Origin of the sequence: Streptomyces sp. NBC_01426, assembly GCF_036231985.1 — a bacterium.
Taxonomy (GTDB): Bacteria; Actinomycetota; Actinomycetes; order Streptomycetales; family Streptomycetaceae; genus Streptomyces.
In genome coordinates this window covers 6,032,439-6,058,549 of the sequence record NZ_CP109500.1, presented here as the reverse complement: position 1 = coordinate 6,058,549, position 26,111 = coordinate 6,032,439, and the positions used below count along the sequence as shown (strand labels likewise).

The 26,111-nt window shown below is 69.7% G+C and carries 26 protein-coding genes and 1 pseudogene; 5 read left to right on the top strand and 22 right to left on the bottom strand.

From position 1 onward, the window contains the following. Positions 1–19 precede the first annotated feature (19 nt). Complete coding sequence (locus tag OG906_RS26940; protein WP_329446445.1) at positions 20–994, top strand: pseudouridine synthase; 975 nt, start codon at positions 20–22, stop codon at positions 992–994. A gap of 69 nt (positions 995–1,063) precedes the next feature. On the opposite strand, the gene OG906_RS26935 is transcribed toward OG906_RS26940, so the two are convergent. From OG906_RS26935 to OG906_RS26875, 13 genes and pseudogenes are all read right to left on the bottom strand, one after another. Next, entirely contained in the window at positions 1,064–1,714 is a 651-nt protein-coding gene (locus OG906_RS26935; protein WP_329446443.1) for a TetR/AcrR family transcriptional regulator, read from the bottom strand. A 91-nt stretch (positions 1,715–1,805) separates the two neighbouring features. Further along, on the bottom strand, positions 1,806–4,643 hold the full coding sequence (locus OG906_RS26930; RefSeq protein ID WP_329446441.1) for a DEAD/DEAH box helicase: 2,838 nt from the start codon (positions 4,641–4,643) through the stop codon (positions 1,806–1,808). 100 nt (positions 4,644–4,743) lie between these two features. Further along, positions 4,744–5,001 (bottom strand): annotated as a pseudogene (locus tag OG906_RS26925) (sphingosine kinase); the annotation flags it as partial. A gap of 56 nt (positions 5,002–5,057) precedes the next feature. Beyond that, positions 5,058–6,014: a twin-arginine translocase subunit TatC gene (gene tatC / locus OG906_RS26920; RefSeq protein ID WP_267799942.1), complete on the bottom strand. Its 957-nt coding sequence runs from the start codon at positions 6,012–6,014 to the stop codon at positions 5,058–5,060. A 56-nt stretch (positions 6,015–6,070) separates the two neighbouring features. Beyond that, the gene (gene tatA, locus OG906_RS26915) at positions 6,071–6,376 is read right to left on the bottom strand and encodes a Sec-independent protein translocase subunit TatA (protein WP_267799941.1); all 306 of its coding nucleotides are present in this window, start codon (positions 6,374–6,376) and stop codon (positions 6,071–6,073) included. A gap of 197 nt (positions 6,377–6,573) precedes the next feature. Continuing rightward, the gene (locus tag OG906_RS26910) at positions 6,574–6,774 is read right to left on the bottom strand and encodes a hypothetical protein (RefSeq protein WP_266972279.1); all 201 of its coding nucleotides are present in this window, start codon (positions 6,772–6,774) and stop codon (positions 6,574–6,576) included. A 25-nt stretch (positions 6,775–6,799) separates the two neighbouring features. Then, a complete protein-coding gene (locus OG906_RS26905) occupies positions 6,800–7,072 on the bottom strand; it encodes a hypothetical protein (protein WP_267829581.1) in 273 nt (90 codons plus the stop codon). Between the two features lie 15 nt (positions 7,073–7,087). Further along, a complete protein-coding gene (locus OG906_RS26900; RefSeq protein WP_267799939.1) occupies positions 7,088–8,056 on the bottom strand; it encodes a helix-turn-helix transcriptional regulator in 969 nt (322 codons plus the stop codon). A gap of 45 nt (positions 8,057–8,101) precedes the next feature. Beyond that, positions 8,102–9,061, bottom strand: coding sequence for a helix-turn-helix transcriptional regulator (locus tag OG906_RS26895; RefSeq protein WP_329446436.1), 960 nt, complete (start codon positions 9,059–9,061; stop codon positions 8,102–8,104). A 152-nt stretch (positions 9,062–9,213) separates the two neighbouring features. After that, on the bottom strand, positions 9,214–9,609 hold the full coding sequence (locus OG906_RS26890; RefSeq protein ID WP_267799937.1) for an FKBP-type peptidyl-prolyl cis-trans isomerase: 396 nt from the start codon (positions 9,607–9,609) through the stop codon (positions 9,214–9,216). Between the two features lie 51 nt (positions 9,610–9,660). Next, positions 9,661–10,665 carry an FKBP-type peptidyl-prolyl cis-trans isomerase gene (locus tag OG906_RS26885; RefSeq protein ID WP_267799936.1) on the bottom strand — a complete coding sequence of 335 codons (1,005 nt, stop codon included), beginning with the start codon at positions 10,663–10,665 and terminating at the stop codon, positions 9,661–9,663. 132 nt (positions 10,666–10,797) lie between these two features. Further along, positions 10,798–12,159 carry a Pup--protein ligase gene (gene pafA / locus OG906_RS26880; RefSeq protein WP_053678744.1) on the bottom strand — a complete coding sequence of 454 codons (1,362 nt, stop codon included), beginning with the start codon at positions 12,157–12,159 and terminating at the stop codon, positions 10,798–10,800. Between the two features lie 58 nt (positions 12,160–12,217). Then, on the bottom strand, positions 12,218–13,480 hold the full coding sequence (locus OG906_RS26875) for an MFS transporter (RefSeq protein WP_402305858.1): 1,263 nt from the start codon (positions 13,478–13,480) through the stop codon (positions 12,218–12,220). A 136-nt stretch (positions 13,481–13,616) separates the two neighbouring features. Here OG906_RS26875 and OG906_RS26870 point away from each other — a divergent pair, with 136 nt between their 5' ends. Continuing rightward, on the top strand, positions 13,617–14,612 hold the full coding sequence (locus tag OG906_RS26870; RefSeq protein WP_329446432.1) for a LacI family DNA-binding transcriptional regulator: 996 nt from the start codon (positions 13,617–13,619) through the stop codon (positions 14,610–14,612). Positions 14,613–14,671: 59 nt separating this feature from the next. Here OG906_RS26870 and prcA read toward each other — a convergent pair whose 3' ends face one another. The 6 genes from prcA to arc all read right to left on the bottom strand — a co-directional run bounded on the left by prcA (position 14,672) and on the right by arc (position 20,726). Next, a complete protein-coding gene (prcA, locus tag OG906_RS26865) occupies positions 14,672–15,436 on the bottom strand; it encodes a proteasome subunit alpha (RefSeq protein WP_078998917.1) in 765 nt (254 codons plus the stop codon). A gap of 46 nt (positions 15,437–15,482) precedes the next feature. After that, positions 15,483–16,322 carry a proteasome subunit beta gene (prcB, locus tag OG906_RS26860; RefSeq protein ID WP_329446430.1) on the bottom strand — a complete coding sequence of 280 codons (840 nt, stop codon included), beginning with the start codon at positions 16,320–16,322 and terminating at the stop codon, positions 15,483–15,485. After that, entirely contained in the window at positions 16,274–16,414 is a 141-nt protein-coding gene (locus tag OG906_RS26855; protein WP_329446428.1) for an endonuclease domain-containing protein, read from the bottom strand. Before OG906_RS26855 ends, prcB begins: the two co-directional genes overlap by 49 nt. 376 nt (positions 16,415–16,790) lie before the next feature. Next, positions 16,791–17,003 (bottom strand): ubiquitin-like protein Pup, encoded by a 213-nt coding sequence (locus tag OG906_RS26850; protein WP_030233608.1) that lies wholly within the window; start codon positions 17,001–17,003, stop codon positions 16,791–16,793. Between the two features lie 192 nt (positions 17,004–17,195). After that, the gene (gene dop / locus OG906_RS26845) at positions 17,196–18,707 is read right to left on the bottom strand and encodes a depupylase/deamidase Dop (protein ID WP_329446427.1); all 1,512 of its coding nucleotides are present in this window, start codon (positions 18,705–18,707) and stop codon (positions 17,196–17,198) included. A 252-nt stretch (positions 18,708–18,959) separates the two neighbouring features. Beyond that, positions 18,960–20,726 (bottom strand): proteasome ATPase, encoded by a 1,767-nt coding sequence (gene arc, locus OG906_RS26840; RefSeq protein WP_329446425.1) that lies wholly within the window; start codon positions 20,724–20,726, stop codon positions 18,960–18,962. 264 nt (positions 20,727–20,990) lie between these two features. Between arc and OG906_RS26835 the strand changes: the two genes are divergently transcribed. Continuing rightward, on the top strand, positions 20,991–21,311 hold the full coding sequence (locus tag OG906_RS26835) for a ferredoxin (protein WP_053678756.1): 321 nt from the start codon (positions 20,991–20,993) through the stop codon (positions 21,309–21,311). Between the two features lie 4 nt (positions 21,312–21,315). Here the strand turns inward: OG906_RS26835 and OG906_RS26830 are convergent, their stop codons facing one another. The 3 genes from OG906_RS26830 to OG906_RS26820 all read right to left on the bottom strand — a co-directional run bounded on the left by OG906_RS26830 (position 21,316) and on the right by OG906_RS26820 (position 24,260). After that, positions 21,316–21,978 (bottom strand): hypothetical protein, encoded by a 663-nt coding sequence (locus OG906_RS26830; RefSeq protein ID WP_385646531.1) that lies wholly within the window; start codon positions 21,976–21,978, stop codon positions 21,316–21,318. A 149-nt stretch (positions 21,979–22,127) separates the two neighbouring features. Further along, complete coding sequence (locus OG906_RS26825; protein WP_053678760.1) at positions 22,128–23,042, bottom strand: tRNA (adenine-N1)-methyltransferase; 915 nt, start codon at positions 23,040–23,042, stop codon at positions 22,128–22,130. A gap of 18 nt (positions 23,043–23,060) precedes the next feature. Then, the gene (locus OG906_RS26820) at positions 23,061–24,260 is read right to left on the bottom strand and encodes a site-2 protease family protein (RefSeq protein WP_392893968.1); all 1,200 of its coding nucleotides are present in this window, start codon (positions 24,258–24,260) and stop codon (positions 23,061–23,063) included. 166 nt (positions 24,261–24,426) lie between these two features. Between OG906_RS26820 and OG906_RS26815 the strand changes: the two genes are divergently transcribed. Continuing rightward, positions 24,427–25,359, top strand: coding sequence for a RecB family exonuclease (locus OG906_RS26815; protein ID WP_402305852.1), 933 nt, complete (start codon positions 24,427–24,429; stop codon positions 25,357–25,359). Between the two features lie 65 nt (positions 25,360–25,424). Continuing rightward, positions 25,425–26,099, top strand: coding sequence for a response regulator (locus tag OG906_RS26810; protein WP_267799925.1), 675 nt, complete (start codon positions 25,425–25,427; stop codon positions 26,097–26,099). The last annotated feature ends 12 nt before the right edge of the window (positions 26,100–26,111 follow it).

Below are 26,111 nucleotides of genomic sequence, written 5' to 3'. Positions count from 1 at the left end.
CGGCTTAGGCTGGAGCCCGATGAAACGGAACATCCCGCCCGCGCCCCTGCCCCAGGTCTCCGGCATCGATCCGGTACGACTGCGGCTCCCCCCTGACCCGGAGGGGATGTGGCCGGACCTCGGCAGCTACCTCACGGCGCGGTACGCGGGGACCCGCGGCGCCGAGTCGATGGCGCGGCTGCTGCGCGACGGCCGGGTGCTCGGCGCCGGCGGGCGGGTGCTGCGCCCCGAGGACCCGTACGAGGCGGGCGGCTTCCTGTGGTTCCACCGGGACATGCCGACCGAGCCCGTGGTGCCCTTCCCGATCCGGGTCGTGCACCGGGACGCGCACCTGCTGGTCGTGGACAAGCCGCACTTCCTGGCGACGACCCCGCGCGGCAGCCATGTCACCCAGACCGCCCTGGCGCGGTTGCGCGAGGAGCTGGACCTGCCGGAGCTGAGCCCGGCGCACCGGCTGGACCGGATGACGGCCGGACTGGTGATGTTCAGCATCCGTCCCGAGGACCGCGGCGCGTACCAGTCGCTCTTCGAGCTGCGGAAGGTCGCCAAGGAGTACGAGGCCCTCGCCCCGCACGATCCCTCGGTGGAGCTGCCGAGGACCGTCCGCAGCCACATCGAGAAGGTCCACGGGGTGATGGCGGCCGTGGAACTCCCGGACATGGAACCCAATGCGGAGAGCCGCGTCGAGCTCGTCGCCGTCCGGGGCGACCTGGGCCGCTACCGGTTGACCCCGCACACCGGTCGGACCCACCAGCTGCGCGTGCACATGAACCGCCTGGGCCTGCCGATCCTCGGGGACCCGGTCTATCCGGTGGTCGCCGCCGCGGCGGACCCGGCCGACTACCGCCGCCCACTCCAACTCCTGGCCCGGAAGCTGGAGTTCACCGATCCCGTCACCGGCACGGCCCATCGCCTGGAGAGCGGTCTGAGCCTGCGCGCCTGGGACGACCGGGCCGGCTGGGAATCCGACCCCGGAGCCGCTCCGGGCACCTGACCGGGCCGCCGCGCCGACGGCCACACAGACCGACCGCCGACCGCCGCGTCGCCCGGCCCGCGCGAGCGTTCAGCGCGCGACCCCGGCGATCCGCAGGGCGGCATCGGCCGCGGCCTCCGCGAAGGTGACCATCGGGCGCGCCGGATCGGAGCGGCGGATGAGCATGACGCCCTCGATCAGCCCGAAGACGAGGTCGTTGCGCAGGGTCAACTCGTCCGTGTCGTCGACGAGTTCCGTGTCGGACGAGGCCGCGTACAGCAACTCCAGGTAGATGTCGCGCAGTTCACCGCGCATCCGGTGGAACCTCGCGAACCGGTCCCCGGCGACCTCGGGCAGCAGGTACAGCGCGCCCAGGTTGTACGGCGCCCCACACAGCAGCATCACGTCCGAGCGGCACAGCTCCCACAGCCGGCGGGCGGCGGGCCGGCCGCTCTCGGCCGACAGTCGGCGGGCCAGCGCCAGTGAGGGCGCCACCGTGGATTCCAGCAGTTCGGCGAGGAGTTCCTCCTTGCCGCCGAAGTAGTGGTACATCGTGGCCTGGCGCATCCCGGCCCGCTCGGCCACCGCCCGCGTGGTGGTGGCCCCGTACCCGCGCACCGTGAACAACTCGGCCGCCGCGCGCAGGAGTTCCTCGCGCGGCGGCCGGCCGCTTTCCGGTCTCAGCTGATCGGCGCGAGGCCGACCGACCCGTCTCGGCCCTTCGTCCGTTCCCCCACTCATGCGTCCGATCGTCGCACAGCACACGTCGAATCGATCATGGCAAGAGATGACATCCGGCCATCCCGTCTCTCGGAGGAAGCCCCAAAAGTGTCTAGCTGATGGAGCTGTATGCCACTACACCCCGAAGGAGTGCGTCCACGGCCTTACGGGCGTTTCGCGCCACCGTGCTCCCGCTGTCCGAGGACGACGGGGCCGCGGCGGCGATCTGCCCCAGCACGTCGATGACCTGCTTGCACCAGCGCACGAAGTCGCCGGCCGGCATCTCCGCCTCGCGCAGCACCTCGTCCAGGCTCTTGTCGGAGGCCCACTGGTAGGCCGCCCACGCGAAGCCGAGATCCGGTTCGCGCTGGCCCACCCCCTCCGCCTGGTTGATGCGGTGCTCCTCCTCCAGCGCGTCGAGCCGGCCCCAGATCCGGACCATCTCGCCGAGCGCCGCCTTCGCCGCGCCGCCGGGCACCTTGGGCGCCACCGCGTCGTCGGCCTGCCGCGACTCGAACACCAACGCAGATACGCAGGAGGCCAGTTCGGCCGGGGAAAGGCCCTCCCAGACCCCTTCGCGCAGGCACTCCGACGCCAGCAGGTCGAGCTCCCCGTACAGCCGGGCGAGCCGCTTGCCGTGCACGGTGACCTCGTCCTCGCGCAGGTAGTCCAACTCGGTGAGCAGCGCGTGGATCCGGTCGAAGGTGCGGGCGATGGTGTTCGTCCGCCCCTCGATCCGCCGCTCCAACTGCTGGGTGTCCCGCTGGAGCCGGTGGTAGCGCTCGGCCCAACGGGCGTGGTCCTCGCGCTCGTCGCAGCCGTGGCAGGGGTGCGCCCGCAGTTCGGTGCGCAGCCTGGCGATCTCGCGGTCGTCGGCGGCGGCCGCGCGGCCGCGCCGCTGACGCTCCGGGTTGACGTGCCCGGCCTTGCTGCGCAGCGCGGTCGCCAGGTCCCGACGGGACTGCGGCGAGCGGGGGTTGAAGGTCTTCGGGATCCGCATCCGGTCGATCGCCTCGACCGGCACCGGGAAGTCGATGGCGGCGAGCCGCTTGACCTGGCGTTCGGCGGTGAGCACCAGCGGGCGCGGGCCCTCGGTGTACTCGTGCCCGCGGTGCCCGTTGGAACGTCCGGCCGGCACGCCCGGATCGAGGACCAGCGCCAGCCCGGCGAACTTGCCGGTCGGCACGTGGATGATGTCGCCCGGCTTGAGCTTCTCCAGCGATCCGGCGGCCTGCGCCCGACGCTGCGCCGCGCCCTGCTTGGCGAGTTCCGTCTCGCGGTCCTTGAGGTCGCGGCGCAGTCGCGCGTACTCCTCGAAGTTCCCCAGGTGGCAGGTCATGCCCTCCTGGTAGCCCTGGAGTCCCTCCTCGTTGCGTTGCACCTGCTTGGAGATGCCGACGACCGAGCGGTCCGCCTGGAACTGCGCGAAGGAGGTCTCCAGGAGTTCGCGCGAGCGGTGCCGCCCGAACTGCTGGACCAGGTTCACGGCCATGTTGTACGAGGGCTTGAAGCTGGAGCGCAGCGGATAGGTGCGGGTGCCGGCGAGCCCGGCGAGGGCCGCCGGGTCCATGCCCCGCTGCCAGAGCACCACCGCGTGGCCCTCGACGTCGATGCCGCGCCGGCCGGCGCGCCCGGTGAGCTGCGTGTACTCACCCGGGGTGATGTCGGCGTGCTGTTCGCCGTTCCACTTGACCAGCTTCTCCAGGATGACCGTGCGGGCGGGCATGTTGATGCCCAGCGCGAGGGTCTCGGTGGCGAAGACGGCCTTCACGAGGCCGCGGACGAAGAGTTCCTCGACGACCTCCTTGAACTTCGGCAGCATGCCCGCGTGGTGGGCGGCGATGCCGCGTTCCAGGCCTTCGAGCCACTCGTAGTAGCCGAGGACGTGCAGGTCCTCGCTGGGGATGGTGGCGGTCCGCGCCTCGACGATCTCGCGCACCCGCAGGCGCCCGGCCTCGTCGTTGAGCCGCAGCCCGGCGTAGAGGCACTGCTGGACGGCGGCCTCGCAGCCGGCCCGGCTGAAGATGAAGTTGATGGCGGGGAGCAGGTCGTCGTTGTCGAGCCGGCCGATGACCTCGGGCCGGCTCGGGGTCCAGATCCGGCTGCGGGAACGTCGCTCGCGTTCGCGGTCGGCCTCGCGGACCATCTTGCCGCGCCGCCGGTCCTTCGGGTTGTACGTGCGGCTGTTCTCCTCGCGCGCCATGCGCAGCAGGTCCGGGTTGACCTCGCGGCGGGTGGAGCCGCGGCCGCCGTGGTCGGACTCCTCCTCGAAGAGGTCGTAGACCCGGCGGCCGGCCATGACGTGCTGCCACAGCGGGACGGGCCGCTCCTCGGAGACGATCACCTCGGTGTCGCCGCGCACGGTGTCGAGCCAGTCGCCGAACTCCTCGGCGTTGGACACGGTCGCGGAGAGGGAGACCAGGGTCACCGACTCGGGGAGGTGGATGATGACCTCCTCCCAGACGGCTCCGCGGAACCGGTCGGAGAGGTAGTGCACTTCGTCCATCACGACGTAGCCGAGGCCGCGCAGCGACTTGGAGCCCGCGTAGAGCATGTTGCGGAGCACCTCGGTGGTCATGACGACCACGGGTGCCTCGGAGTTGACGCTGTTGTCGCCGGTCAGCAGGCCCACCTTGTCGGCGCCGTAGCGCTTGACGAGGTCAGCGTACTTCTGGTTCGACAGGGCCTTGATGGGCGTGGTGTAGAAGCACTTGCGGCCCTGCCGCAGGGCGAGGTGCACGGCGAACTCGCCGACGATCGTCTTGCCCGAGCCGGTCGGCGCGGCGACGAGGACGCCCTTCCCGGATTCCAGTGCCTTGCATGCCTCGACCTGGTACGGGTCCAGGCCGAATTCGTACATCTCGCGGAAGGGAGCCAGGGCGGTGGCCTCTTCGGCGGCGCGGATCCGGGCAGCGGCGTAGCGCTCCGCGGGTGAGAGTTCTTCGGTCATCTTGTCGTCGAGCCTACCCGCCGGCCCTGACAACAGTCGCGATCTTTACGACGAGTACGGGTGGCCGGAAACGGGCCCGGTCCGATCGGCGGGAGACCCGCTACGCGAGGAGCCGCAAGGCCGCCGGCGCGCACTCGGCCGTCACCGGCAGCGGCCCGAGCGGCTCGCCGTCCGCGTAGGCGGTGATGCCGGAGGCCTCCAGGGTGACCTTGGAGGCCCGGTGGACGGACACCTTGGGGTGGCCGAGATGCGTCCCCTTGTAGACCTGCGGGAACACCTTGAGCAGGGCGCCCCGGCCGCAGTCGCCGACCACGGTGACGTCGAACAGTCCGTCGTCGGGCACCGCGTCCGCGCAGATGGCACGCGCCCGTACCGGGAGGGGCGTCCCCCGCCGAGGATCCGGGGGCGCCCCCGTCAGGTCGCGTCGTCGTAGCCGTTGATCTGTCGGCGTCCGCCGTCGGCCTGCTCCGGCAGTGCGGAGGGGGCGGGCGCGGAGCCCACCGCGCCGATGGGGGCGGGGGTCAGGTCCAGCTCGGCCGCCTCGTCGTCGTCGAGACCCGCGTCGGGGTTGTTGCGCCGGCGCCTGCGGTCGTTGATCAGGCAGATGCCGAGCGCGATGAAGTAGAGGGCGACGATCGGGGCGGCCAGCGACAGCATGGTGAGCGGGTCACCGGTGGGCGTCGCGAAGGCGGAGAAGACCGTGATGCCGAGGACCATCACCCGCCACCAGCTCGCCAGTCGCTTCGCGGTGAGGACCCCGGTGAAGTTCAGCAGGATCAGCAGCAGCGGCAGTTCGAAGGCGAGGCCGAAGACGACGACCATCCGCGTGACCAGGTCGAGGTAGTCGTCGACCGGCAGCAGGTTGCGCGCGTGATCGGGGGTGAATTCGAGGAGGATCGTCGCGGTCTGCGGAAGGATCTTGTACGCGAGGACCGCGCCGGCGCCGAAGAGCGGCGCGCCGACCGCGACGAAGCTGATCGCGTACTTCTTTTCGTGGCCGTGCAGGCCGGGGGCGACGAAGGCCCACAGCTGGTAGAGCCACACCGGGGCGGAGAGCACGATGCCCGCGGTGAGGGAGACCTTGAGGGCGATCGAGAACGGCGCGATGAGGCCGTTCACGGTCATGTCGGCGCAGGGGCGGCCGTTGCGCTGCGACACCACCCCGTCGGTGCAGCCGACGGAGTCCAGCATCGGCTTCAGCATGAAGTCGATGAGGTCCTTGTAGAAGAAGGCCGCGACGCCGGTGATCAGGATGATCGCCAGGACCGACTTCAGCAGGCGGTTTCTCAGCTCACGCAGGTGCTCGACAAGAGGCATGCGCCCTTCGGCGTCCTTGTCCGCTTTCTCCTGCTTGCGGGCAGACTTGAGCAACCCACGTCCCTCGTCTCGATGCAGATGACTGGCGTGACCGGTGTGGCCGTCGGCCGTCAGCCCTGGGTGGTGCGGTTCGGCTCGTTGACCGGACGCGAGCTGGTGACGTCACCGGGCGCGGCCTGGATCGTGCGCGGGGCGACCGGCTGGGCGCCGGCCTGGTCGGCGACGTTGGCCGCAGTGGCCGTGCCGGCCGCGTCGTCGGGCTCGCCGTCCTTCTTCATGGCCTTCGCCTCGCTCTTGAGGATGCGGGCCGACTTGCCGAGGGAGCGAGCCATCTCGGGGAGCTTCTTGGCACCGAACAGCAACACGATGACAGCGATGATCAGAAGGATCTCAAGGGGCTTCAGATTGCCGATCATGTGTGTCTTCCTTACTCACCGAAACGGCTGGTTGTGGTGGCGGGTCACGCCGGACGAAGATCCGGCACGCCCTCCTGCAACGATCGTAACCCCCGGGGGTTAACGCCCGGCAATCCCCCGGCGTCTCCCCGCATCCGTGCGCACGGGTGACGGGACCGACGGTACGGGTCGCGACCCGCGGTTTCCATGGGCAGGGGTTACGGGAGTGTGGCGCGTCCCGTGCGGGCCAGGTCGCTCGCGGCCCGTTCGAGGTCGCCCGAGGCCTCGGTGATCCGGCGGCTGGCGTCGGCCACCTGGCCGGACAACCGCCGGACCTGTACGAAGACCCGTACGGCCAGCACGCCGAGAACGGCGACACCGAGGAAACCCAGGGCAATTGCGAGCATCGGCCACAGCATGGGACGAGCCTAGGCCACGACCGGCTCAGACACTGCGCAGGGTGCTCACTCCGCCACCCGTCAGCAGCTCCACGATCCGCTCACCGGCGGGTTTGCGCACGGAAGCCCCGCACTCCGGGCACGTGAAGGAGTAGAAGGTGGTCCGCCGACTGCCCCCGATGGCCAGCCTCAGCGCGCCGGCCCCCAGCTCGAACCGGGCCCGGCACTGCGGACAGCCCGCCTTGAAGGTGACCGCGGCGGGCGCCGCCGCCGAATCCGCCGGGCCGGACCCCGGCACCGGCCCCGAAGATGGCGCCATCGCTCCCCGCTCCCCCTAGCCCTGTTCCCCGTACCCCGCGAGCGCCTCTCCAGCGGCCTTCCGCGCGCTGTCCGCCAGCTCCGGCGGCGACACGATGCGCCCCTCCCGGCCCAGCCGCAGCGCCAGCCGGCGCAGCGAGGCGGGGTCCGGGCTGCGCAGGGTGATCCGCAGACCGCCCTCCGCCAGCTCCTCGGCGCTGTCGTGCGGGTAGTACTCGGCGACCCAGCGCCCGCCGGGGCCCACCTCGACCACGACCTCCGGGTCCTCGGCGGCCGGCTGGACCAGCCCCTCGGACAGGTCGCGCGGCTCGATCGCGGGCGGGTCGGACCGCTCGTCCAGGAGCGTGATCTCGGCCACCCGGTCCAGCCGGAAGGTCCGCCGGGCCTCCGAGAGGTGACACCACCCCTCCATGTACGTGTGACCCACCGCGAACAGCCGGATCGGGTCCACGGTGCGGTCGGTCAGCTCGTCCCGCGCGGGCGAGTAGTACCGCAGCCGGACCCGGCGCCGCTCGGCGATCGCCCGGTCGACGTCCGCGAAGACCCCGCCCTCCGACTCGAAGGTCACCGACAGCCGGGAGCTCGCCCCGGCCACCTCGCCCGCCGCGGCCTCCAGCTTGGCGGTGGCCCGCAACAACGCGTCCCGGTCGCTCTCGCGCAGCCCCGGCAGGGTGGCCACCGCGCGGGCGGCGACCAGCAGCGCGGTCGCCTCGTCGGCGGCCAGCCGCAGCGGCTCGGCGGTGGACTCCCCCGACGCGTCGGGGTTGCGCCACCAGATGCGCTCCCCGTCGGTGTCGATGTCGAGGAGGTCCCCGCCCCGGAAGCTGGTGCCGCACATGGGCAGCACGTCGAGGTCCGAGATCAGCTCGTCCTCGGTGATCCCGAAGGCGCGCGCGACGTCGGCGACGTGCGCTCCGGGGCGTTCGCGCAGATACGTCACCAGGGACAGCATCCGGCGGGTCTGGTCAATGGCGTTCGCAGCCATGCTGGTACGTCTCCCCCTCAGGGCGGTTCTGGCGAATGTTGCGGTTCAGCCCTTGGCGACGGCGCGCAGCCGGTCCACCACGTCGGCCCGCAGGTCCGCGGGTCCCACCACCACGACGTCCGGGCCGAACTCGACCAGCCAGGCGTCCAGCCCGTGCCCGTACGGGATCTCCAGCTCGTCCCAGCCCTCGGTCACGCCCTCGCGCACCTCGGTGGCCTTGGCCCGCAGCGGATACCCGGCCCCGGTGCGCAGCCGGATCGACGCGGACCGGTCGGCGCTCTCGCCGGCCCAGCTCGCGACGGTCTCCCGCACGGTCACCACGTCCGGCACCTCCGCGGTGTACTTCGCCGCCCGGGAGCGGACCTTGCCGGTGATCCGGGAGAGCCGGAACACCCGCTCCGCGCCGCGGTCCCGGTCGAAGCCGGCCAGGTACCAGTGACCCCGCCAGCACTCCAACGCCCACGGCTCGACCTGGCGGGTCTCGGGCCTCGCCGCGGTGGACTTGCGGTAGTCGAAGACCACCGGCCGCCGGTCCCGGCACGCCAACATCAGCGGCTCGAACGCCGCCTCGTGCACCGGGATCCGCGGCTCGATCGCGCTGTGCTGACCCTCGTACGGATCGCCCGCCTCGGGCATCCCGCCCGCGCGCAGCTTCTGCAGGGCGCCGCTGGCCGCGCCCGCCAGACGGGCCTGCTGCCAGACCTTCGCCGCCAACCCGAGGGCGGCGGCCTCCTCGGCGTCCAGGGAGACGGGCGGCAGCCGGTTGCTGTCCCGACGGGCCAGGTAGCCCGTGTCACCGTCCAGGTTCTCCACCGTCTCGATGACCAGGCCGAGTTCCCGCAGGTCGTCCTTGTCCCGTTCGAACATCCGGTTGAAGGATTCGTCGTTGCCGGCTTCCATGTAGGCCTCGATCGAACCGCGCAGCTCGCGCTTGCTGAGGGGCCGTCGGGTCCCCAGCAGACACAGCGCCAGATTCATCAGCCGCTCGGCCTTGGCAATCGCCATCGACGCCCTTCCGCCCTTCTCGACGTACACCCCCGACGTACGCGTACGCGTACGGCCTCGTGACCGTTGACCGTACCGCCCCGGCGGTCCCCCGCAAAAAGCGAGGGCCCCCGCCGTCCGGCGGGGGCCCTCCAACCGTCACGACCGAGGGATCAGGCGTCCATCAGGTCACAGACGAAGATCAGCGTCTCGCCCGGGGCGATCAGGCCGCCACCCGCGCCGCTGTCCCCGTACGCGAGGTGCGCCGGAATGGTGATCTTGCGGCGGCCACCGACCTTCATGCCCTGCACGCCCTGGTCCCAGCCCTTGATGACCTGGCCGACACCGAGCTGGAACGCCAGCGCGGAACCGCGGTTCCAGGAGGCGTCGAACTCCTCGCCGGTGGAGAACGCCACGCCCACGTAGTGGACCTTGATGAACGCACCCACCTTGGCCTCGGCGCCGTCGCCCACCCAGATGTCCTCGATCACGAGGTCGGCGGGGGCGTCGCCCTCGGGGAAGTCGATCTCGGGCTTCTCAAGCTGGTCACTCACGGAACTGCTCCTCATGTCTTCGAACCGGGGCCCCTCCCGACCGGGCCGGGAAGGAACGAACCAGTCTTACACTGCTCCGACGATGTCCACGACGAAGGCGAGCGTGGAGTTGGCCGGCAGGTCCTCACCCTTGGCCTGGTCCTTGTAGGCCATCTCCGGCGGAATCACCAGCAGGACACGGCTGCCGACCTTCTTGCCGACCAGCCCCTTGTCCCAGCCCTCGATGACCTGCCCCTTGCCGATCGCCGTGGAGAACGGCGAACCGGTCTTCCACGAGGTGTCGAACAGCTTCGCGGCGTCCTTGCCCTGGTTCGGCGCCCACGCGGCACCGCTGTACTGCATGTAGACGGTCTGGCCGTTCTTGACCTCGGGACCCTTGCCCTCGATCAGGACCTTGTCGACCAGCTCCTTCGGAGGGTCGTTCTTCGGGATCGTGATCGTGGCGGCCTCGTCCTTGTCCGCCTTGACCTGGGGCAGGTCCGACGGGATCGGCGCCTGCGTGCCCTCGGCCTTCTTCGGCAGGGTCGAGTCGATGTCCATCACGAAGACCAGGTTGTCGGTCGGACCGACGCCCAGCTGCGGCTGACCCTTGTCACCGAACGCGGCCGCCGGAGGCGCGACGACCAGCACACGGCTGCCGACCTTCTTGCCCACCACGGACTCGCTGAACAACGGCAGGATCTCCGGGGAACCCGCGGTGACGACGATCGGCGCGCCGCCCTCGTCGTAGGACCCGTTCAGGTCCTTGCCGCCCTTCCAGACCTTGCCCGTGTACTTCGTGACGACGAGATCGCCCTTCTTGATCTCCGCGCCCGACCCCTCCTTGACGGTGCTCACCACGAACTTGCCGCTCGGGTCGCCCTTGGGAACGGTGATCTCCGCCTTCTTCCCGGCCTCACCCGCGACGGTGGGCATCGGGTCCGCGGACGCGACGGCCTTCGGTACCGCGGGCTGCGAGGCATCGGCCGACGGGGACGCGGAATCCTTCTTGTCCTTGTCGTCGCCCCCTCCACAGGCCGCGGTGAGCATCAGAGCCGGCACGATGAGCGCGGCAGCAAGTCGGCGTCGCACAGTGGTCCTCAGGGTCGCTGGAATGGTCCGTCGTAGCGGCCCACTCTACGGCCAACCCCCTCACCGACAAGGCGGCGCCGTGCGCGAAGGGCCCCACACGCCACGGCGCACGGGGCCCTCCACCGCCGGACATCACATCCCGGCGATCAACTTCTCCACCCGGTCGTCCACCGACCGGAACGGGTCCTTGCACAGCACCGTCCGCTGCGCCTGGTCGTTCAGCTTCAGGTGCACCCAGTCGACGGTGAAGTCCCGCCTCTGCTCCTGCGCCCGGCGGATGAAGTCGCCGCGCAGCCGCGCCCTGGTCGTCTGCGGGGGCACCGACTTGCCCTCGAAGATCTTGAGGTCGTTGCAGATCCGCGCCGCCTGCCCCTTGCGCTCCAGCAGGTAGTACAGACCGCGCCGACGGTGGATGTCGTGGTACGCGAGGTCTATCTGGGCGACCCGCGGGTTCGACATGGTCATGTTGTGCTTGGCCCGGTACCGCTCGATCAGCTGGTACTTCATGACCCAGTCGATCTCGGTCCCGATCCGGTCCAGGTCCTCCGCGTCGATCGCGTCGAGCGTGCGACCCCACAGCTCCAGGACCTGGTCGACGACACCCGTGCGGATGCCCCGGCGCTCCGCGAAGTCCACGGCCTTGTCGTAGTACTCGCGCTGGATCTCCAGGGCGGAGGCCTCGCGACCGCTCGCCAGGCGCACCTTGCGCTGCCCCGTGATGTCGTGACTGACCTCGCGGATCGCCCGGATCGGGTTCTCCAGGGTCAGGTCCCGCATCACGGTGCCCGCCTCGATCATGCGCAGCACCAGATCGGTGGCCCCGACCTTGAGCAGCATGGTGGTCTCGGACATGTTCGAGTCACCGACGATCACGTGCAGCCGCCGGTACCGCTCGGCGTCTGCGTGCGGCTCGTCCCTGGTGTTGATGATCGGCCGCGAACGCGTCGTGGCGGAGCTGACACCCTCCCAGATGTGCTCGGCCCGCTGACTGACGCAGTAGACCGCGCCCCGCGGGGTCTGCAACACCTTGCCCGCGCCACAGATCAGCTGGCGCGTGACGAGGAAGGGAATGAGGATGTCCGCCAGACGGGAGAATTCTCCGTGCCGCGCCACGAGATAGTTCTCGTGGCAGCCGTAAGAATTGCCCGCCGAGTCGGTGTTGTTCTTGAAGAGGTAGACGTCGCCCGCGATTCCCTCCTCGTGCAGGCGGCGTTCGGCGTCGACGAGCAGGCCTTCGAGAATGCGCTCGCCGGCCTTGTCGTGGGTGACCAGTTCGATCAGGTTGTCGCATTCGGGAGTTGCATATTCCGGATGCGAACCCACGTCGAGGTAGAGGCGGGCGCCGTTCCGCAGGAAGACATTGCTGCTGCGGCCCCATGACACAACACGGCGGAAGAGGTAGCGCGCCACTTCGTCAGGAGACAGTCGGCGCTGTCCCCTGAACGTGCACGTGACGCCGTACTCGTTCTCCAGCCCGAAAATGCGGCGGTCCATGACTGAACATTACGCCTTCTGCCCTCTTCTGAAACCGGGTTCGCCGGCGCCGTTCCGATCAGTTTCTGATCAGAGGGTCCGCGGAGCCCTCCTCCGACCCCTCTGCGGCAGCCCCGCCGACGCCCGCCACGACCCCGCCGCGCACCGGTGCGGCCAGCACCCGCTGAGTGGCCATCAGGACCACCAACGCCGCCGCGCCGGCCACGCTCGCCACCGCGAAACCGGCCCTCGTGTCACCCAGTTCCACCGCGGGCCCGGCCACCGCCGTACCGATCGCCGCACCCACCCCGAAGAACGTCACCAGCCAGGAGAACGCCTCCGTCACCGTGCCCCGCGGAGCGTGCCGGTCCACGACGATGAACGCGCACGCGATCGCGGGCGCCAGGAACACCCCCGCCAACGCCGCCAACGCCGTCATGCCCACCGGCCCCGGCGTCAGCATCAACGGCGGATAGCAGACCGCCAGCAACGCCACCAGCATCCGCAGCCGCCGCTCCGCCGCCCCGGCCCACTGCCGGGCCCCGTAGACCACACCGCCCACCAGCGCGCCCAGACCCAGGGCCGCCATCAACCAGCCGTACACCGCCTGACCACCGTGCCCGTCGGCGTACGCCACACCGGCCACCGTGATCGAACCCAGCGCCGTACCCACGAAGAAGAACGCCCCCAACAGCGCCAGCAACCCCCGCGAGCGCAGCGCCCCCAGCCAGTGCGCCTCGCGCGGAGCGGAACGCCACGCACGGGACGGCTCCGAGACCACCACCGACAGCGCGCCCAACACGCCGATGCCGTTGATCACCAGCAGCGCCACCGCCGGATCCCACAACGCGACGAAGAGCGTCACCAGCAGGGGACCGACCGTGAACATGACCTCCTGCGCCACCGCGTCCATGGCGTACGCCACGTGGACCCGCTCCTCCTTGCCGCCGAGCACCCCCGGCCACAACGCGCGCAGCCCACCCTCCAGGGGAGGCGTGAACAACCCCGCCACGACCACGGCCGTGTACGCCACCACCGCGGACCCGGTCCCGGCGAGCGCCAGCCAGGCCATGCCCAGCGCGGAGACCACCGCGGCCGGCAACTGCACCCGCGGCTGTCCGTACAGGTCCACGGCCCGCCCCAGCAGGGGCTGCCCCACCGCGTTGGCCACCCCGTACGCCGCCGCCAGCGCACCCGCCAGGCTGTAGCTGCCCCCCTCCGCCCGGGTGAACAACACGATCGCGATGGCTGCGGTGCCATTGGGCAACCGCCCTATGAGCGTGCCCACCAACAGCCTCGCGGCATGCCTGGTCTTGAGCAGCTCCGCGTAACCCGCGGCCATGTCCGCCCCCTCCTGCCCGGAACCAGCCGGGGTAATACGTATAACTTGACGCGTCATACGTACCATGTCCCCAGTCCGCGGGTCCACCCGCCGAACCACCCCCCACCCCCATGACCTGCGACGTCGGGAGCCCCCTGTGACGAGACCCACCAGCCGGGACGTCGCCGCCGCCGCCGGGGTCTCCCAGGCCACCGTCTCCCTCGTCCTCGGCGACAAATGGCGCGGCCGCGTCTCCGAACGCACCGCCGACCTCGTCCGCGAGAGCGCCGCCGCCCTCGGCTACCGCCCCAACCTCGCCGCCCGCAACCTCCGCCTCGGCTCCACCCGCACCGCCCTCCTCGTCGTCCCCGCCCTCACCAACGAGTTCTTCGCCCGCGTCTACACCGGCGCCGCCCGCGTCGCCGCCGCACACGGCTTCGGCGTCGTCCTCTACCCCTCCCCCGACGGCACCGGACCCGCCCGCGACCCCTTCGCCTCCGCCCGCGCCGCCCTCGACGGAGTCATCGCCTCCTCCATGGCCGCCGACGCCCTCGACGCCCTCGGCCGCGAAGGCCTCCCCCTCGTCATGCTCGACAGCGACCCCGCCTCCGGCACCGCCGCCGCCCACGTCAACCTCGCCATGGCCGACGGCATGCGCCAAGCCGTCACCCACCTCCTCGACCACGGCCACCGCCGCTTCCTCCACCTCGCCTCCGCCGTCGACTCCTGGACCTTCGACATCCGCGCCAAGGCCCTGCCGGCCCTCCTGGGCCCCTCCACCGAACTGCGCACCATCCGGGCCCCCCTCACCGTCCACGGCGCCCGCACCGCCATGGAAGCCCTCCTGGAGGCCCCCGGGCCCCGACCCACCGCCGTCATCTGCGACGACGACATCCTCGCCGCCGGCGCCTGCAAGGCCGCCCGCCGCCTCGGCCTGCGCGTCCCCGACGACCTCTCCGTCACCGGCTTCGACGACCTGGCCCTGGCCACCGCCGTCGAACCCGAACTCACCACCGTCCGCCTGCCCGCCGAACGCGTCGGCGAGCAGGGCATGAGCGCCCTCCTCGCCGTCCTCGACGGCACCCCCTGGTCCGCCCCCGACATCCCCGTCGAACTCGTCGTCCGCGACTCCACCGGCCCCGCCCCCGCCTGAACGCGGAAGGGCCCCGACCCACCGCGAACGGCAGACCGGGGCCCCTCCACACACACGACCTACTCGGCGTCGTCCTCCGGCACCTCGTCGTTCGACACGGCATCCGCCTGCGCCGCCGCCGGCACGTCAGCCTCCAACAACCGCGCCAACTGCCGACCACGAATCCGCTTGAACTTCCGCTGCTGCGCCCGCGTACGGTCCAGCACCGCGACCTCCAGCCGCTCCGCCGGAATCGCCTTGTCGGCGCCGTTCGCCTGACTCGACAGCGCCTGCACCGCCAGCTTCAACGCCTCGGACAGCGTCATCCCGTCCCGGTGGCGCTGATCCAGGAACGTGCTGATCTGCTCGGCGTTGCCGCCGACCGCGACCGAGCCGTGCTCGTCCACGATCGAACCGTCGTGCGGCAGCCGATAGATCTGGTCACCCGCGGCCGTCGGACCGACCTCGGCCACGACCAGCTCCACCTCGTACGGCTTCTCGCCCGCACTGGAGAAGATGGTGCCCAGCGTCTGCGCGTAGACGTTGGCGAGCCCACGGGCCGTCACGTCGTCGCGGTCATAGGTGTATCCGCGCAGATCCGCGTAGCGCACGCCACCGATCCGCAGGTTCTCGTACTCGTTGTACTTGCCGGCGGCCGCGAAGCCGATCCGGTCGTAGATCTCACTGAACTTGTGCAGCGCGCGGGACGGGTTCTCCCCCACGAACACGATGCCGTCGGCGTATTGCAGCACGACCAGGCTGCGACCGCGGGCGATGCCCTTCCGGGCGTATTCCGCCCGGTCGGCCATGGCCTGCTGAGGTGAAACATAGAACGGAGTCGACACCGGCTGACCGTCCCTTTCTTCTGGGCTCCTACGAGACGACGGATGGTCAGAGCAGGGCGGCGCGCGGACCGTCGGGCTGCTCCAGCCGACGGTCGGTCACCGAACGGGCCAGCGCCTGCGACTCGTCGTCGGTCAGCCGGCGGAAGCCCTCGTCGGTGATGACGGTGACAATGGGATAGATGTGGCGGTAGAGGTCCGGACCACCCGTCGCCGAGTCGTCGTCGGCCGCGTCGTACAGCGCCTGCACGACCAGCGTGGTGGCCTGCTCCTCCGTCAGGTCGGGGCGGTACAGCTTCTTCATCGACCCGCGAGCGAAGATCGAACCGGATCCGGTGGCGGCGAACCCGTGCTCCTCGGAGCGACCGCCCGTCACGTCGTAGGAGAAGATCCGACCCTTCTCCTTGGCCTCGTCGTAGCCCGCGAAGAGCGGCACGACGGCCAGCCCCTGCATCGCCATGCCGAGGTTGCCGCGAATCATGGTGGACAGGCGGTTCGCCTTGCCCTCCAGCGAGAGGGTCGTCCCCTCCACCTTCTCGAAGTGCTCCAGCTCCAGCTGGAACAGCTTCACCATCTCGACGGCGAGGCCGGCCGTACCCGCGATGCCCACCGCGGAGTACTCGTCGGCCGGGAACACCTTCTCGATGTCCCGCTGGGCGATCATGTTCCCCATGGTCGCCCGCCGGTCACCGGCGAGCACCACACCGCCCGGGAACGTCGTCGCGACGATCGTCGTCCCGTGCGGCGCCTCGACGACACCGTCGGGGAGCTTGCGGTTCCCCGGCAGCATCTCGGGCTGGTGCGCCCCGAGGAAGTCCATGAAGGACGAGGACCCCGGCGTCAGGAAGGCTGCCGGTAGACGCCCTGTGCTACGAGTGTTGGGTTCCACAGGTTTCCTTCCACGTAAGCGGCTGCACGCCTTGTGACGTCCGGCCGATCCTTGAACTGCCCCAAGGCTGCGTTGCAGCTGAAGCACAGCACGCCTCGGACCCTACCCGTCTGATGATCGTGATCCACGTGCTCGGCCGGAGCAGATCACGCAGACCCCGTCTTGAGCGGCGATCATCTCGTCGCGCTGCGCCTCGGTGATTCCGTACGAACGCTTCAGGTGGCCCGCACGGCCCGGGACGGCACGACATGCCTTGTCTTGACGACCTTGCCCATGGCGGCCTGGCGGCGCCGGCAGTGTGTGGCCCCGTGCGCGGCCACACACTTTCGACAACTCGGCTGAAGGCCGTCTCCACGATCGCCATCCGAAGCGAATCCACTCAGCGGTACGTCGCGGCCACAGCCACGACACCACCCGACCCCTTGGGACATGTCCCAGATATTGGCGAGTTCGCCTTGGATTCGAAGGCTATTCGCCGCCCTTTTGTACGAAACTCCGAACGAAATCCTCGGCGTTCTCCTCGAGGACATCGTCAATCTCGTCAAGTACCGAGTCGACGTCGTCGGAGAGCTTTTCCTGGCGCTCCTTGAGGTCGGTCGATTCCTCGACCGCCGCCTCCTCGACCTCCTCGGTCGAGCGCGTCGCCTTCTGCTGTCCGCCGCCGGTGTCCTTGGTCGCCATGTCTACCTCACCCCGCTCGGTTCGCACGCTCACGTCGAGAGACCCCGGATTCGGGATCTCTCAAGATCAGACCCTACGTCGGACCCTACAAGGAGGCCCCGACATTCGTCCCGGTACTTTCACAACGTCCGGGTGACTTCATGATTCCCTCGGCGGGGCCTTTTCAGGCCCCTTCCCGGTACCGGAATGGCCTCAGCGGCCCGAGAGCACCCGTACCAGTTCCTCCGCCGTCCGGCAGCGGTCCAGGAGCTCCTTCACATGGGCCCTGGTGCCGCGCAGCGGCTCCAGGGTGGGGACCCGCTGGAGCGAGTCTTGGCCCGGCAGGTCGAAGATCACCGAGTCCCAGGAGGCCGCGGCCACGTCGTCGGCGTACTGCTCCAGACACCGGCCCCGGAAGTAGGCCCTGGTGTCCTCCGGAGGCTTGCCCTCGGCCCGTTCCACGGCCGTCTCGTCCACCAGGCGCTTCATCTTGCCGCGGGCCACCAGACGGTTGTACAGGCCCTTCTCCGGCCGTACGTCCGCGTACTGGAGGTCGACCAGGTGCAGGCGGGCCGCGTCCCATTCGAGGCTGTCCCGTCGGCGGTAGCCCTCCAGGATCTCCCGCTTCGCGATCCAGTCCAGCTCGCCGGACAGGCTCATCGGGTCCGTCTCCAGCCGGCCCAGTACGTCCTCCCACCGAGCGAGGACGTCCTTGGTCTGCTCGTCCGCGTCGGACCCGAACCGCTCGTCCACGTACTTCCTGGCCAGCTCGAAGTACTCCATCTGGAGTTGCACGGCGGTCAGCGTCCGCCCGCTGCGCAGCGTGATCAGGTGGCCGAGGTCGGGGTCGTGGGAGACCTGGTGGAGGGTGCGCACCGGCTGGTCCACGGCCAGGTCCACGTTGATGAAGCCGTCCTCGATCATCGACAGCACCAGGGCGGTGGTGCCGAGCTTGAGGTAGGTGGAGATCTCCGACAGGTTCGCGTCGCCGATGATCACGTGGAGCCGGCGGTACTTCTCGGCGTCGGAGTGGGGTTCGTCGCGGGTGTTGATGATGGGCCGCTTGAGGGTGGTCTCCAGGCCGACCTCGACCTCGAAGTAGTCCGCGCGCTGGCTGATCTGGAAGCCGTGCTCGCGCCCGTCCTGCCCGATGCCGACGCGTCCCGCGCCCGTGACGACCTGCCGGGAGACGAAGAAGGGGGTGAGGTGGCGCACGATGTCCGAGAAGGGGGTCTCCCGCTTCATCAGGTAGTTCTCGTGCGTGCCGTAGGAGGCGCCCTTGTTGTCGGTGTTGTTCTTGTAGAGGTGGATCGGCTGGGCTCCGGGGAGCTGTGCGGCCCGTTCGGCGGCCTCGGCCATGATCCGTTCGCCGGCCTTGTCCCAGAGCACGGCGTCGAGCGGATTGGTGATCTCCGGGGAGCTGTACTCGGGGTGCGCGTGGTCGACGTAGAGCCGGGCGCCGTTGGTGAGGATGACGTTGGCGAGGCCGATGTCCTCGTCGGTCAGCTGGCTGTTGTCGGCGGCCTCGCGGGCGAGGTCGAAGCCGCGGGCGTCCCGCAGCGGATTCTCCTCCTCGAAGTCCCAGCGGGCGCGGCGCGCCCGGTGCATCGCCGCCGCGTAGGCGTTGACGATCTGGGACGAGGTGAGCATGGCATTGGCGTTCGGGTGCCCCGGGACGGAGATCCCGTACTCCGTCTCGATCCCCATTACTCGCCGTACGGTCATGCGGCCCTCCTTGCCCGGCGGCGCTCCCGTTCGGGAGCGGCGCTCAAGTACCGCTGGTGCTCCGGTGCGTCTGGTGCGGTGCCCGTCCCCGCACTGCGCGACCGGCGGTACGGAAGAGCCTAGAACCACTGCGCGCTGGTGGGGAGATCATTTCAGTCATTGAATTTGCCTTGTCACCGGCTGAAAAGCAGTCGGCATAAAGCAGTCGGCTGCGGGTGCCCTTGGCCGGGCATCCGCAGCCGCCCCGCTTCGTCAGAGGTACTGACCGGTGTTTGCCACCGTGTCGATGGAACGTCCTGTGTCCGCGCCTTGCTTTCCGGTGACGAGCGTGCGGATGAATACGATCCGCTCGCCCTTCTTTCCGGAGATGCGGGCCCAGTCGTCGGGGTTGGTGGTGTTCGGGAGGTCCTCGTTCTCCTTGAACTCGTCCACGCAGGCCTGGAGGAGGTGGGAGACCCGGAGGCCCTTCTGCTTGTGCTCGAGGAAGGCCTTGATGGCCATCTTCTTCGCACGGTCCACGATGTTCTGGATCATCGCGCCCGAGTTGAAGTCCTTGAAGTAGAGGACTTCCTTGTCGCCGTTGGCGTACGTGACCTCGAGGAAGCGGTTCTCCTCGGTTTCGGCGTACATCTGCTCGACGACGGTCTGGATCATGCTGTGGACGGTGCCGGCCCTGGAGTCCTGGTGTTCGGACAGGTCGTCCGTGTGCAGGGGCAGGGTGGCCTTGAGGTACTTCGCGAAGATGTCCTTGGCGGCCTCGGCGTCGGGACGCTCGATCTTGATCTTCACGTCGAGACGGCCGGGGCGCAGGATGGCCGGGTCGATCATGTCCTCGCGGTTGGAGGCGCCGATGACGATGACGTTCTCCAGGCCTTCCACGCCGTCGATCTCGGCGAGCAGCTGGGGGACGATGGTGTTCTCCACGTCCGAGCTGACACCGGATCCGCGGGTGCGGAAGAGGGATTCCATCTCGTCGAAGAAGACGATGACGGGGGTGCCCTCGCTCGCCTTCTCCCGGGCACGTTGGAAGACGAGGCGGATGTGCCGCTCGGTCTCGCCGACGTACTTGTTGAGGAGTTCGGGGCCCTTGATGTTCAGGAAGTAGGACTTCCCGGCGGGCTGGCCGGTGACCTCGGCGACCTTCTTGGCAAGGGAGTTGGCGACGGCCTTGGCGATGAGCGTCTTGCCGCAGCCGGGAGGGCCGTAGAGCAGGATGCCCTTGGGGGGCCGCAGTTCGTGTTCCTTGAAGAGGTCGGGGTGGAGGTACGGGAGCTCGACGGCGTCGCGGATCAGCTCGATCTGGTCGCCCAGGCCGCCGATCTTGTCGTAGTCGATGTCCGGGACCTCTTCGAGGACGAGTTCCTCGACCTCGCTCTTCGGCACCACTTCGTAGACGTAGCCGGAGCGGGGTTCGAGCAGGAGGGCGTCGCCGGGGCGGATGGTGATGTCCAGGAGCGGCTCGGCGAGCCTCACCACCCTTTCCTCGTCGGTGTGCCCGACCACCAGGGCGCGCTCGCCGTCCTCGAGGATCTCCTTGAGGGTGACGATGTCCCCGGCCCGTTCGAACTCCATGGCCTCGACCACGTTGAGCGCTTCGTTGAGCATGACCTCCTGGCCGCGCCGGAGGTCTTCCGGTTCGACGCTGGGGCTCACGTTCACGCGAAGCTTTCGGCCTCCGGTGAAGATGTCGACGGTGCCGTCCTCGTTCGACTGAAGGAAGACACCGAATCCGGCCGGCGGCTGGGCGAGCCGGTCGACTTCTTCTTTGAGGGCCACAATCTGGTCGCGGGCCTCACGGAGGGTATTCGCCAGTCGTTCGTTCTGCGTGGATACGCCTGCCAGATTCGTCTGGAGCTCGACGATCCGCTCTTCGAGAATCCTCGCGTGCCGCGGAGAGTCGGCGAGCTTTCGTCGCAGGACGGCGATTTCCTGCTCGAGATAGGCAACCTGGCCGGCGGGGTCATCAGACCCTCGCCCGGGCCGGATGCCGCGGTTGTTGTCGTCGTCGTGGGCTGCCACGGTCCTCACCTCCTCCAAGGGGAGCTGGACGCTTCCTGACCCTACCTGGGCTGGTGGTGATTGAAACCCCTAGATCACAAAGACGGTAGGGGTGTGTCCGATCTTCACCCTTGCGTACTCCCTCACGCCTAGGAAATACCCACCCAGCAGCATCGGAAAGCAGCCGGTTGTAAGGTCGAAGTGTTCAACACCCGTCAGGGCTCGCGCGACTTGCTGCGAGATGCGACCGGGATGGATCACTCAGTGCAGGGAACGGCAGGAGATATGACCGTGCAGCAGGAGGCTCCCGCGGGCGGCGCCGGCGAGACGGATGCGTCGCTTGAGGTCTGGATCGACCAGGACCTCTGCACCGGGGACGGCATCTGCGTGCAGTACGCCCCGGAGGTGTTCGAGCTGGACATCGATGGTCTGGCGTACGTGAAGAGCCCCGAGGACGAGCTTCTGCAGGACGTGGGGGCGACCACTCCGGTTCCTCTGACGCTGCTGCGGGACGTGGTCGACTCCGCGAAGGAATGTCCGGGTGACTGCATCCACGTAAGGCGCGTTTCGGACAGGGTCGAGGTCTACGGTCCCGACGCCGAGTGACGGTTCAAACACTTCTGGCGGTCGAGTCCGTCAGCTCCTGGCGGAATTTTCCGCCCACCCAGCGCCACTTGGAGAGCTGCTTCACATCGGGGCTGGAGCGCGGTACCTCGCGTGAGGAGTAGCCGAGGAGCAGCGCGGTGACCTGGCCGTCGCTCACGGTGAGGTCGGTGGCGTTCTGTCGGCGCGCGGGGTCGAGCAGGGTGGCGACGACGCGGGGGGCGGAACCGGTCGCGGCGCCCCGGGTGAGGACGTAGATCGCGTGGGGCGGGGTGCCCGAGCCGGCGTCGCAGCGTACGGCGGCCACGGTCTCGGGGTGTCCGTCCCCGTCGAGATCACCTTCGGCGGTGGCCGTCACGGCCTGGGGGACGCCCCTGCAGTCCAGTGGGTACGTGAGGGCGTGCGCGTCGGGGGCGGGCTCCCGGGGGGCGCTTCGGGTCCCGGGGTTCCCGGCGGCGGACGGCGCCGCGGGGGCTCCGGTGGCGGGGTCCGGTTGCAGGAGGCCCGCTCCGGCGATGACGGCGGCCATGGCCGAGGCCGTGGCGATCCAGTGGAGGGGCCCGGCGCGGTGGTGCGCCGGGAGTTCCAGCGTGGGGGCCGGCTCGGTGGGGCTGTGCAGCACGCGGGGTGTCTCCTGGGTGACGGACGACGGGTGACGGGGAGCCAGCATCGTGCCACACCTCACACCGGGGTGGAACGGCTGGGTCCGGACGGGTCGCACGATGTCCGGTACAACGAAAAGGCGCCGTGGCGCAGTTCCCGAGTCGGTTCGGGAACTGCGCCACGGCGCCTTGCTGTTGGGTCGGCGGTGAGCCGGGGTCAGTCGCGGTCGGCGGCGCCGCCGCGTGACTGGCTGCCGGGACCGTCGTAGTCCTCGCCGTAGGCGCCCTTGGAGGGGCGGCGGCGGCGCATGGGCGGTTCGACTCCGTCCGCGAGGCGGCGGGCGGTGACGAGGAAGCCGGTGTGGCCGATCATCCGGTGGTCCGGGCGGACGGCCAGGCCCTCGACGTGCCAGTTGCGGATCATCGATTCCCAGGGCTGCGGTTCGGCGTAGCAGCCGAACTCGCGGATGGACTCGACGGTGCGCGAGAGCTGGGTGGTGGTGGCGACGTAGCAGCACAGGATGCCGCCGGGGACGAGGGCCTTGGAGACGGCCTCCAGGCATTCCCAGGGGGCGAGCATGTCGAGGATCACGCGGTCGACATCGGTGTCGGACAGGTTGTCCTGGAGGTCGCCCACGGTCAGCTGCCACGCGGGGTGCGGGCCGCCGAAGTAGCGCTCGACGTTGGCGGTGGCGATCTCGGCGAAGTCCGCGCGGCGCTCGTAGCTGTGGAGCATGCCCTGGTCGCCGATGGCGCGCAGCAGGAAGCTGCTCAGGGAGCCGGATCCGACGCCTGCCTCGACGACGCGGGCGCCGGGGAAGATGTCGGCGAAGGCCAGGATCTGGCCGGCGTCCTTGGGGTAGACCACGGCGGCACCGCGGGGCATGGACAGGACATAGTCGGGGAGCAGGGGACGCAGCGCGAGGTACGCGACGTTGCCCGTGGTACGGACAACACTGCCCTCGGGAGCACCGATCAGCTCGTCGTGCGGGAAGGAACCCTTGTGGGTGTGGAAATTCTTCCCGGCTTCGAGCGTGAACGTGTAGTGGCGGCCCTTGGGGTCGGTGAGCTGAACCTGGTCCCCGACCTCGAAGGGCCCGCGTCGGCGGGCGGCACCGGTCGGTTCGGACATGTGACCAGTGTATTGGCTCTAGGACTGGGGCCGCGCCATGGCCTTCACGAAGGCCTTCTCGACGTCCAGGGCGGAGAGTACGCCGTAGATCGCGCCGCCGGTTTCGACGACGAGGTACTCGGTGGCGGGGGTGGTGCGGAGGTGGTCGAGGAGTTCTTCGCCGATGAGGTTCGCGGAAACCTTCATGCCGTCGGTGAGGTCCTGGGCGAGGGTGCTGACGGCGACCCAGGGGCGGCGGTGTTCGGGGACGGAGGCGATGGCGCTCTCGCGGACGAGGGCGATGGGGTCGCCGTGGCCGTCGACGACGACGAGGGCGCGGGCTCCGGCTTCGTTGGCGCGGCGCAGGGCCTCGGAGAGGGGGGTGGTGTTCTCGACGGGGATGGCGCGCCGGGTGAGGGTGCGGGCCTGGAGGTCGGGGAGGTGTTCGCGCAGGCGGGCCATGCGCAGGCTGTTGCCGGCGCCGGTCCAGATGATGGCGGCGAGGATCGCGGCGAGGAGGGCGTCCATGACGGTGTTCATGCCGCCGATTTCCTGGGGGCGGTTGCCGATGACGCCGGTGTGGGTGATCAGGGGCAGCCCGATGAGGACGGCGACGGCGAGGCCGCGTCCGACCCAGGCGGCGGCGACGGTGCCGGTCATGGGTTTGCCGGTGATGCCCCAGATGAGGGCGCGGAGCATGCGGCCGCCGTCGAGGGGGAGGCCGGGGAGGAGGTTGAAGGCGGCGACGAGCAGGTTGGAGATCATCAGGCCGCCGAGGAGGACGCCGGGGACGGTGGCGGGGTCGACGGCGTTCATGCCGAGGTAGAAGGCGCCGGCGAGGAGGAGGGAGAGGAGGGGGCCGACGAAGGCGAGGACGAATTCGCGGCCGGGGGTCTCGGATTCCTTCTCGATCTCGGAGACTCCGCCGAAGAACTGGAGCTGGATGCGGCGCACGGGGAGTTTGAAGCGGAGTGCGGCGACGGTGTGCGCGAGTTCGTGGACCAGGACGGAGGCGTAGAAGGCGACGGCGAAGAAGAGGGAGACGAGGTACCGGACGGGTCCGAGGTCGGGGAGTACTTGGTCCAGCTGGTCGCCGAAGACCCAGGTGATGAGGGCGGCGACGAGGAACCAGCTGGGCGAGACGTAGACGGGTACGCCGAAGGGGCGGCCCATGAGGAGTCCGCCGCCCGGGTCGGAGCGCTTGGCTCCGCGCTCGCCGGTTTCGTCGGTGTCTGCCACGGCTGTCCTTCGTTCGGTGCTGTCCGGCGTGGTGGGGGGCGCCGGCGGTTCGTGGGGGTTCGTCGCGGTGTGGTGGCGCGGTGTGATGCTCCGATCATGCAGTGCGAGGGGGCTCGGCGTCGATGGTATGCGTGTGCTGTCGGCGGCGGGTCGTAGGGTTTCACGCATGACGACGAGCCCTGACCCCGGTCCGGACGCGGCCGCTGCCGGTGTGACGCCCTCTGTGGGTGGTGGTGCGGTGCGGCCCGCTTCGCTGTCGCCTTCGCGGGCGAGCGATTTCATGCAGTGCCCGTTGCTGTACCGGTTTCGGGTGATCGACAAGTTGCCGGAGAAGCCGAGTGCGGCGGCGACGCGGGGCACGTTGGTGCACGCGGTGTTGGAGCGGCTCTTCGATCATCCGGCGGCGGAGCGGACGGCGCCGCGGGCGAAGGCGTTGATTCCGGGGCAGTGGGATCGGTTGCTGGAGGCGAGGCCGGAGCTGACGGAGCTGTTTCCGGAGGGGGACGACGGGGCGGGGTTGGCCGGCTGGTTGACGGAGGCCGAGGCGCTGGTGGAGCGCTGGTTCACGTTGGAGGACCCGACGCGGCTGGAGCCGGTGGAGCGGGAGTTCTTCGTGGAGACGGAGCTGGAGTCGGGGCTGCGGTTGCGGGGGATCATCGACCGGGTGGACGTGGCGCCGTCGGGTGAGGTCCGGATCGTGGACTACAAGACGGGCAAGGCGCCGCGGCCGCAGTATGCCGAGGGTGCGTTGTTCCAGATGAAGTTCTACGCGTTGGTGGTGTGGCGGCTGAAGGGGGTGGTGCCGCGCCGGTTGCAGTTGGTGTACCTGGGCAGCGGGGACGTGGTGACGTACGACCCGGTGATCGCGGATCTGGAGCGGGTGGAGCGCAAGCTGCTGGCGCTGTGGGAGGCGATCAGGGAGGCGACGGAGACGGGTGACTGGCGGCCGCGGCCGACGAAGCTGTGCGGCTGGTGTGATCATCAGGCGGTGTGTCCGGAGTTCGGGGGTACTCCCCCGGTCTATCCGTTGGTGATCGGTCCGAGGGCCGAGGTCCGGGTCGAGGTCGAGGTCGAGGCGGTACGCCCGGAGGGATCCTGATCGGTGGATCAGGGCAGAATGGGCGGCGTCCGTCGAAGCCGTCGTACGAATTCGAGGTAGACCCCGTGGCGATCCGCGTACTGCTGGTCGATGACCAACCGCTGCTGCGTACCGGTTTCCGGATGATCCTGGAGGCGGAGCAGGACCTGGCGGTGGTCGGTGAGGCCGGGGACGGTCTGCAGGCGCTGGACCAGGTGCGGGCCTTGCAGCCCGATGTGGTGTTGATGGACATCCGGATGCCGCGGATGGACGGGGTGGAGGCGACGCGTCAGATCACGGGTCCGGGGCGGGACGGGCCGGCGAAGGTGCTGGTGTTGACCACGTTCGATCTGGACGAGTACGTGGTGGAGGCGTTGCGGGCGGGGGCGAGCGGGTTCCTGTTGAAGGACGCGCCGGCGGTCGAGCTGGTGCAGGCGATCCGGGTGGTCGCGGCGGGTGAGGCGATGTTGGCGCCGAGCATCACGCGGCGGTTGCTGGACAAGTACGCGGGGCATCTGCCGTCGGGCGAGGACAACGTGCCGGACACGTTGGGGACGTTGACGGAGCGTGAGGTCGAGGTGCTGAAGCTGGTGGCCCGGGGTCTGTCGAACGCGGAGATCGCGGCGGACCTGTTCGTGAGCGAGACGACGGTCAAGACGCATGTGGGGCACGTGTTGACGAAGTTGGGTCTGCGTGACCGTGTGCAGGCGGCGGTGTACGCGTACGAGAGCGGTCTGGTGCGTCCGGGGGCGGGTCAGTAGGTTCCGCCGGGA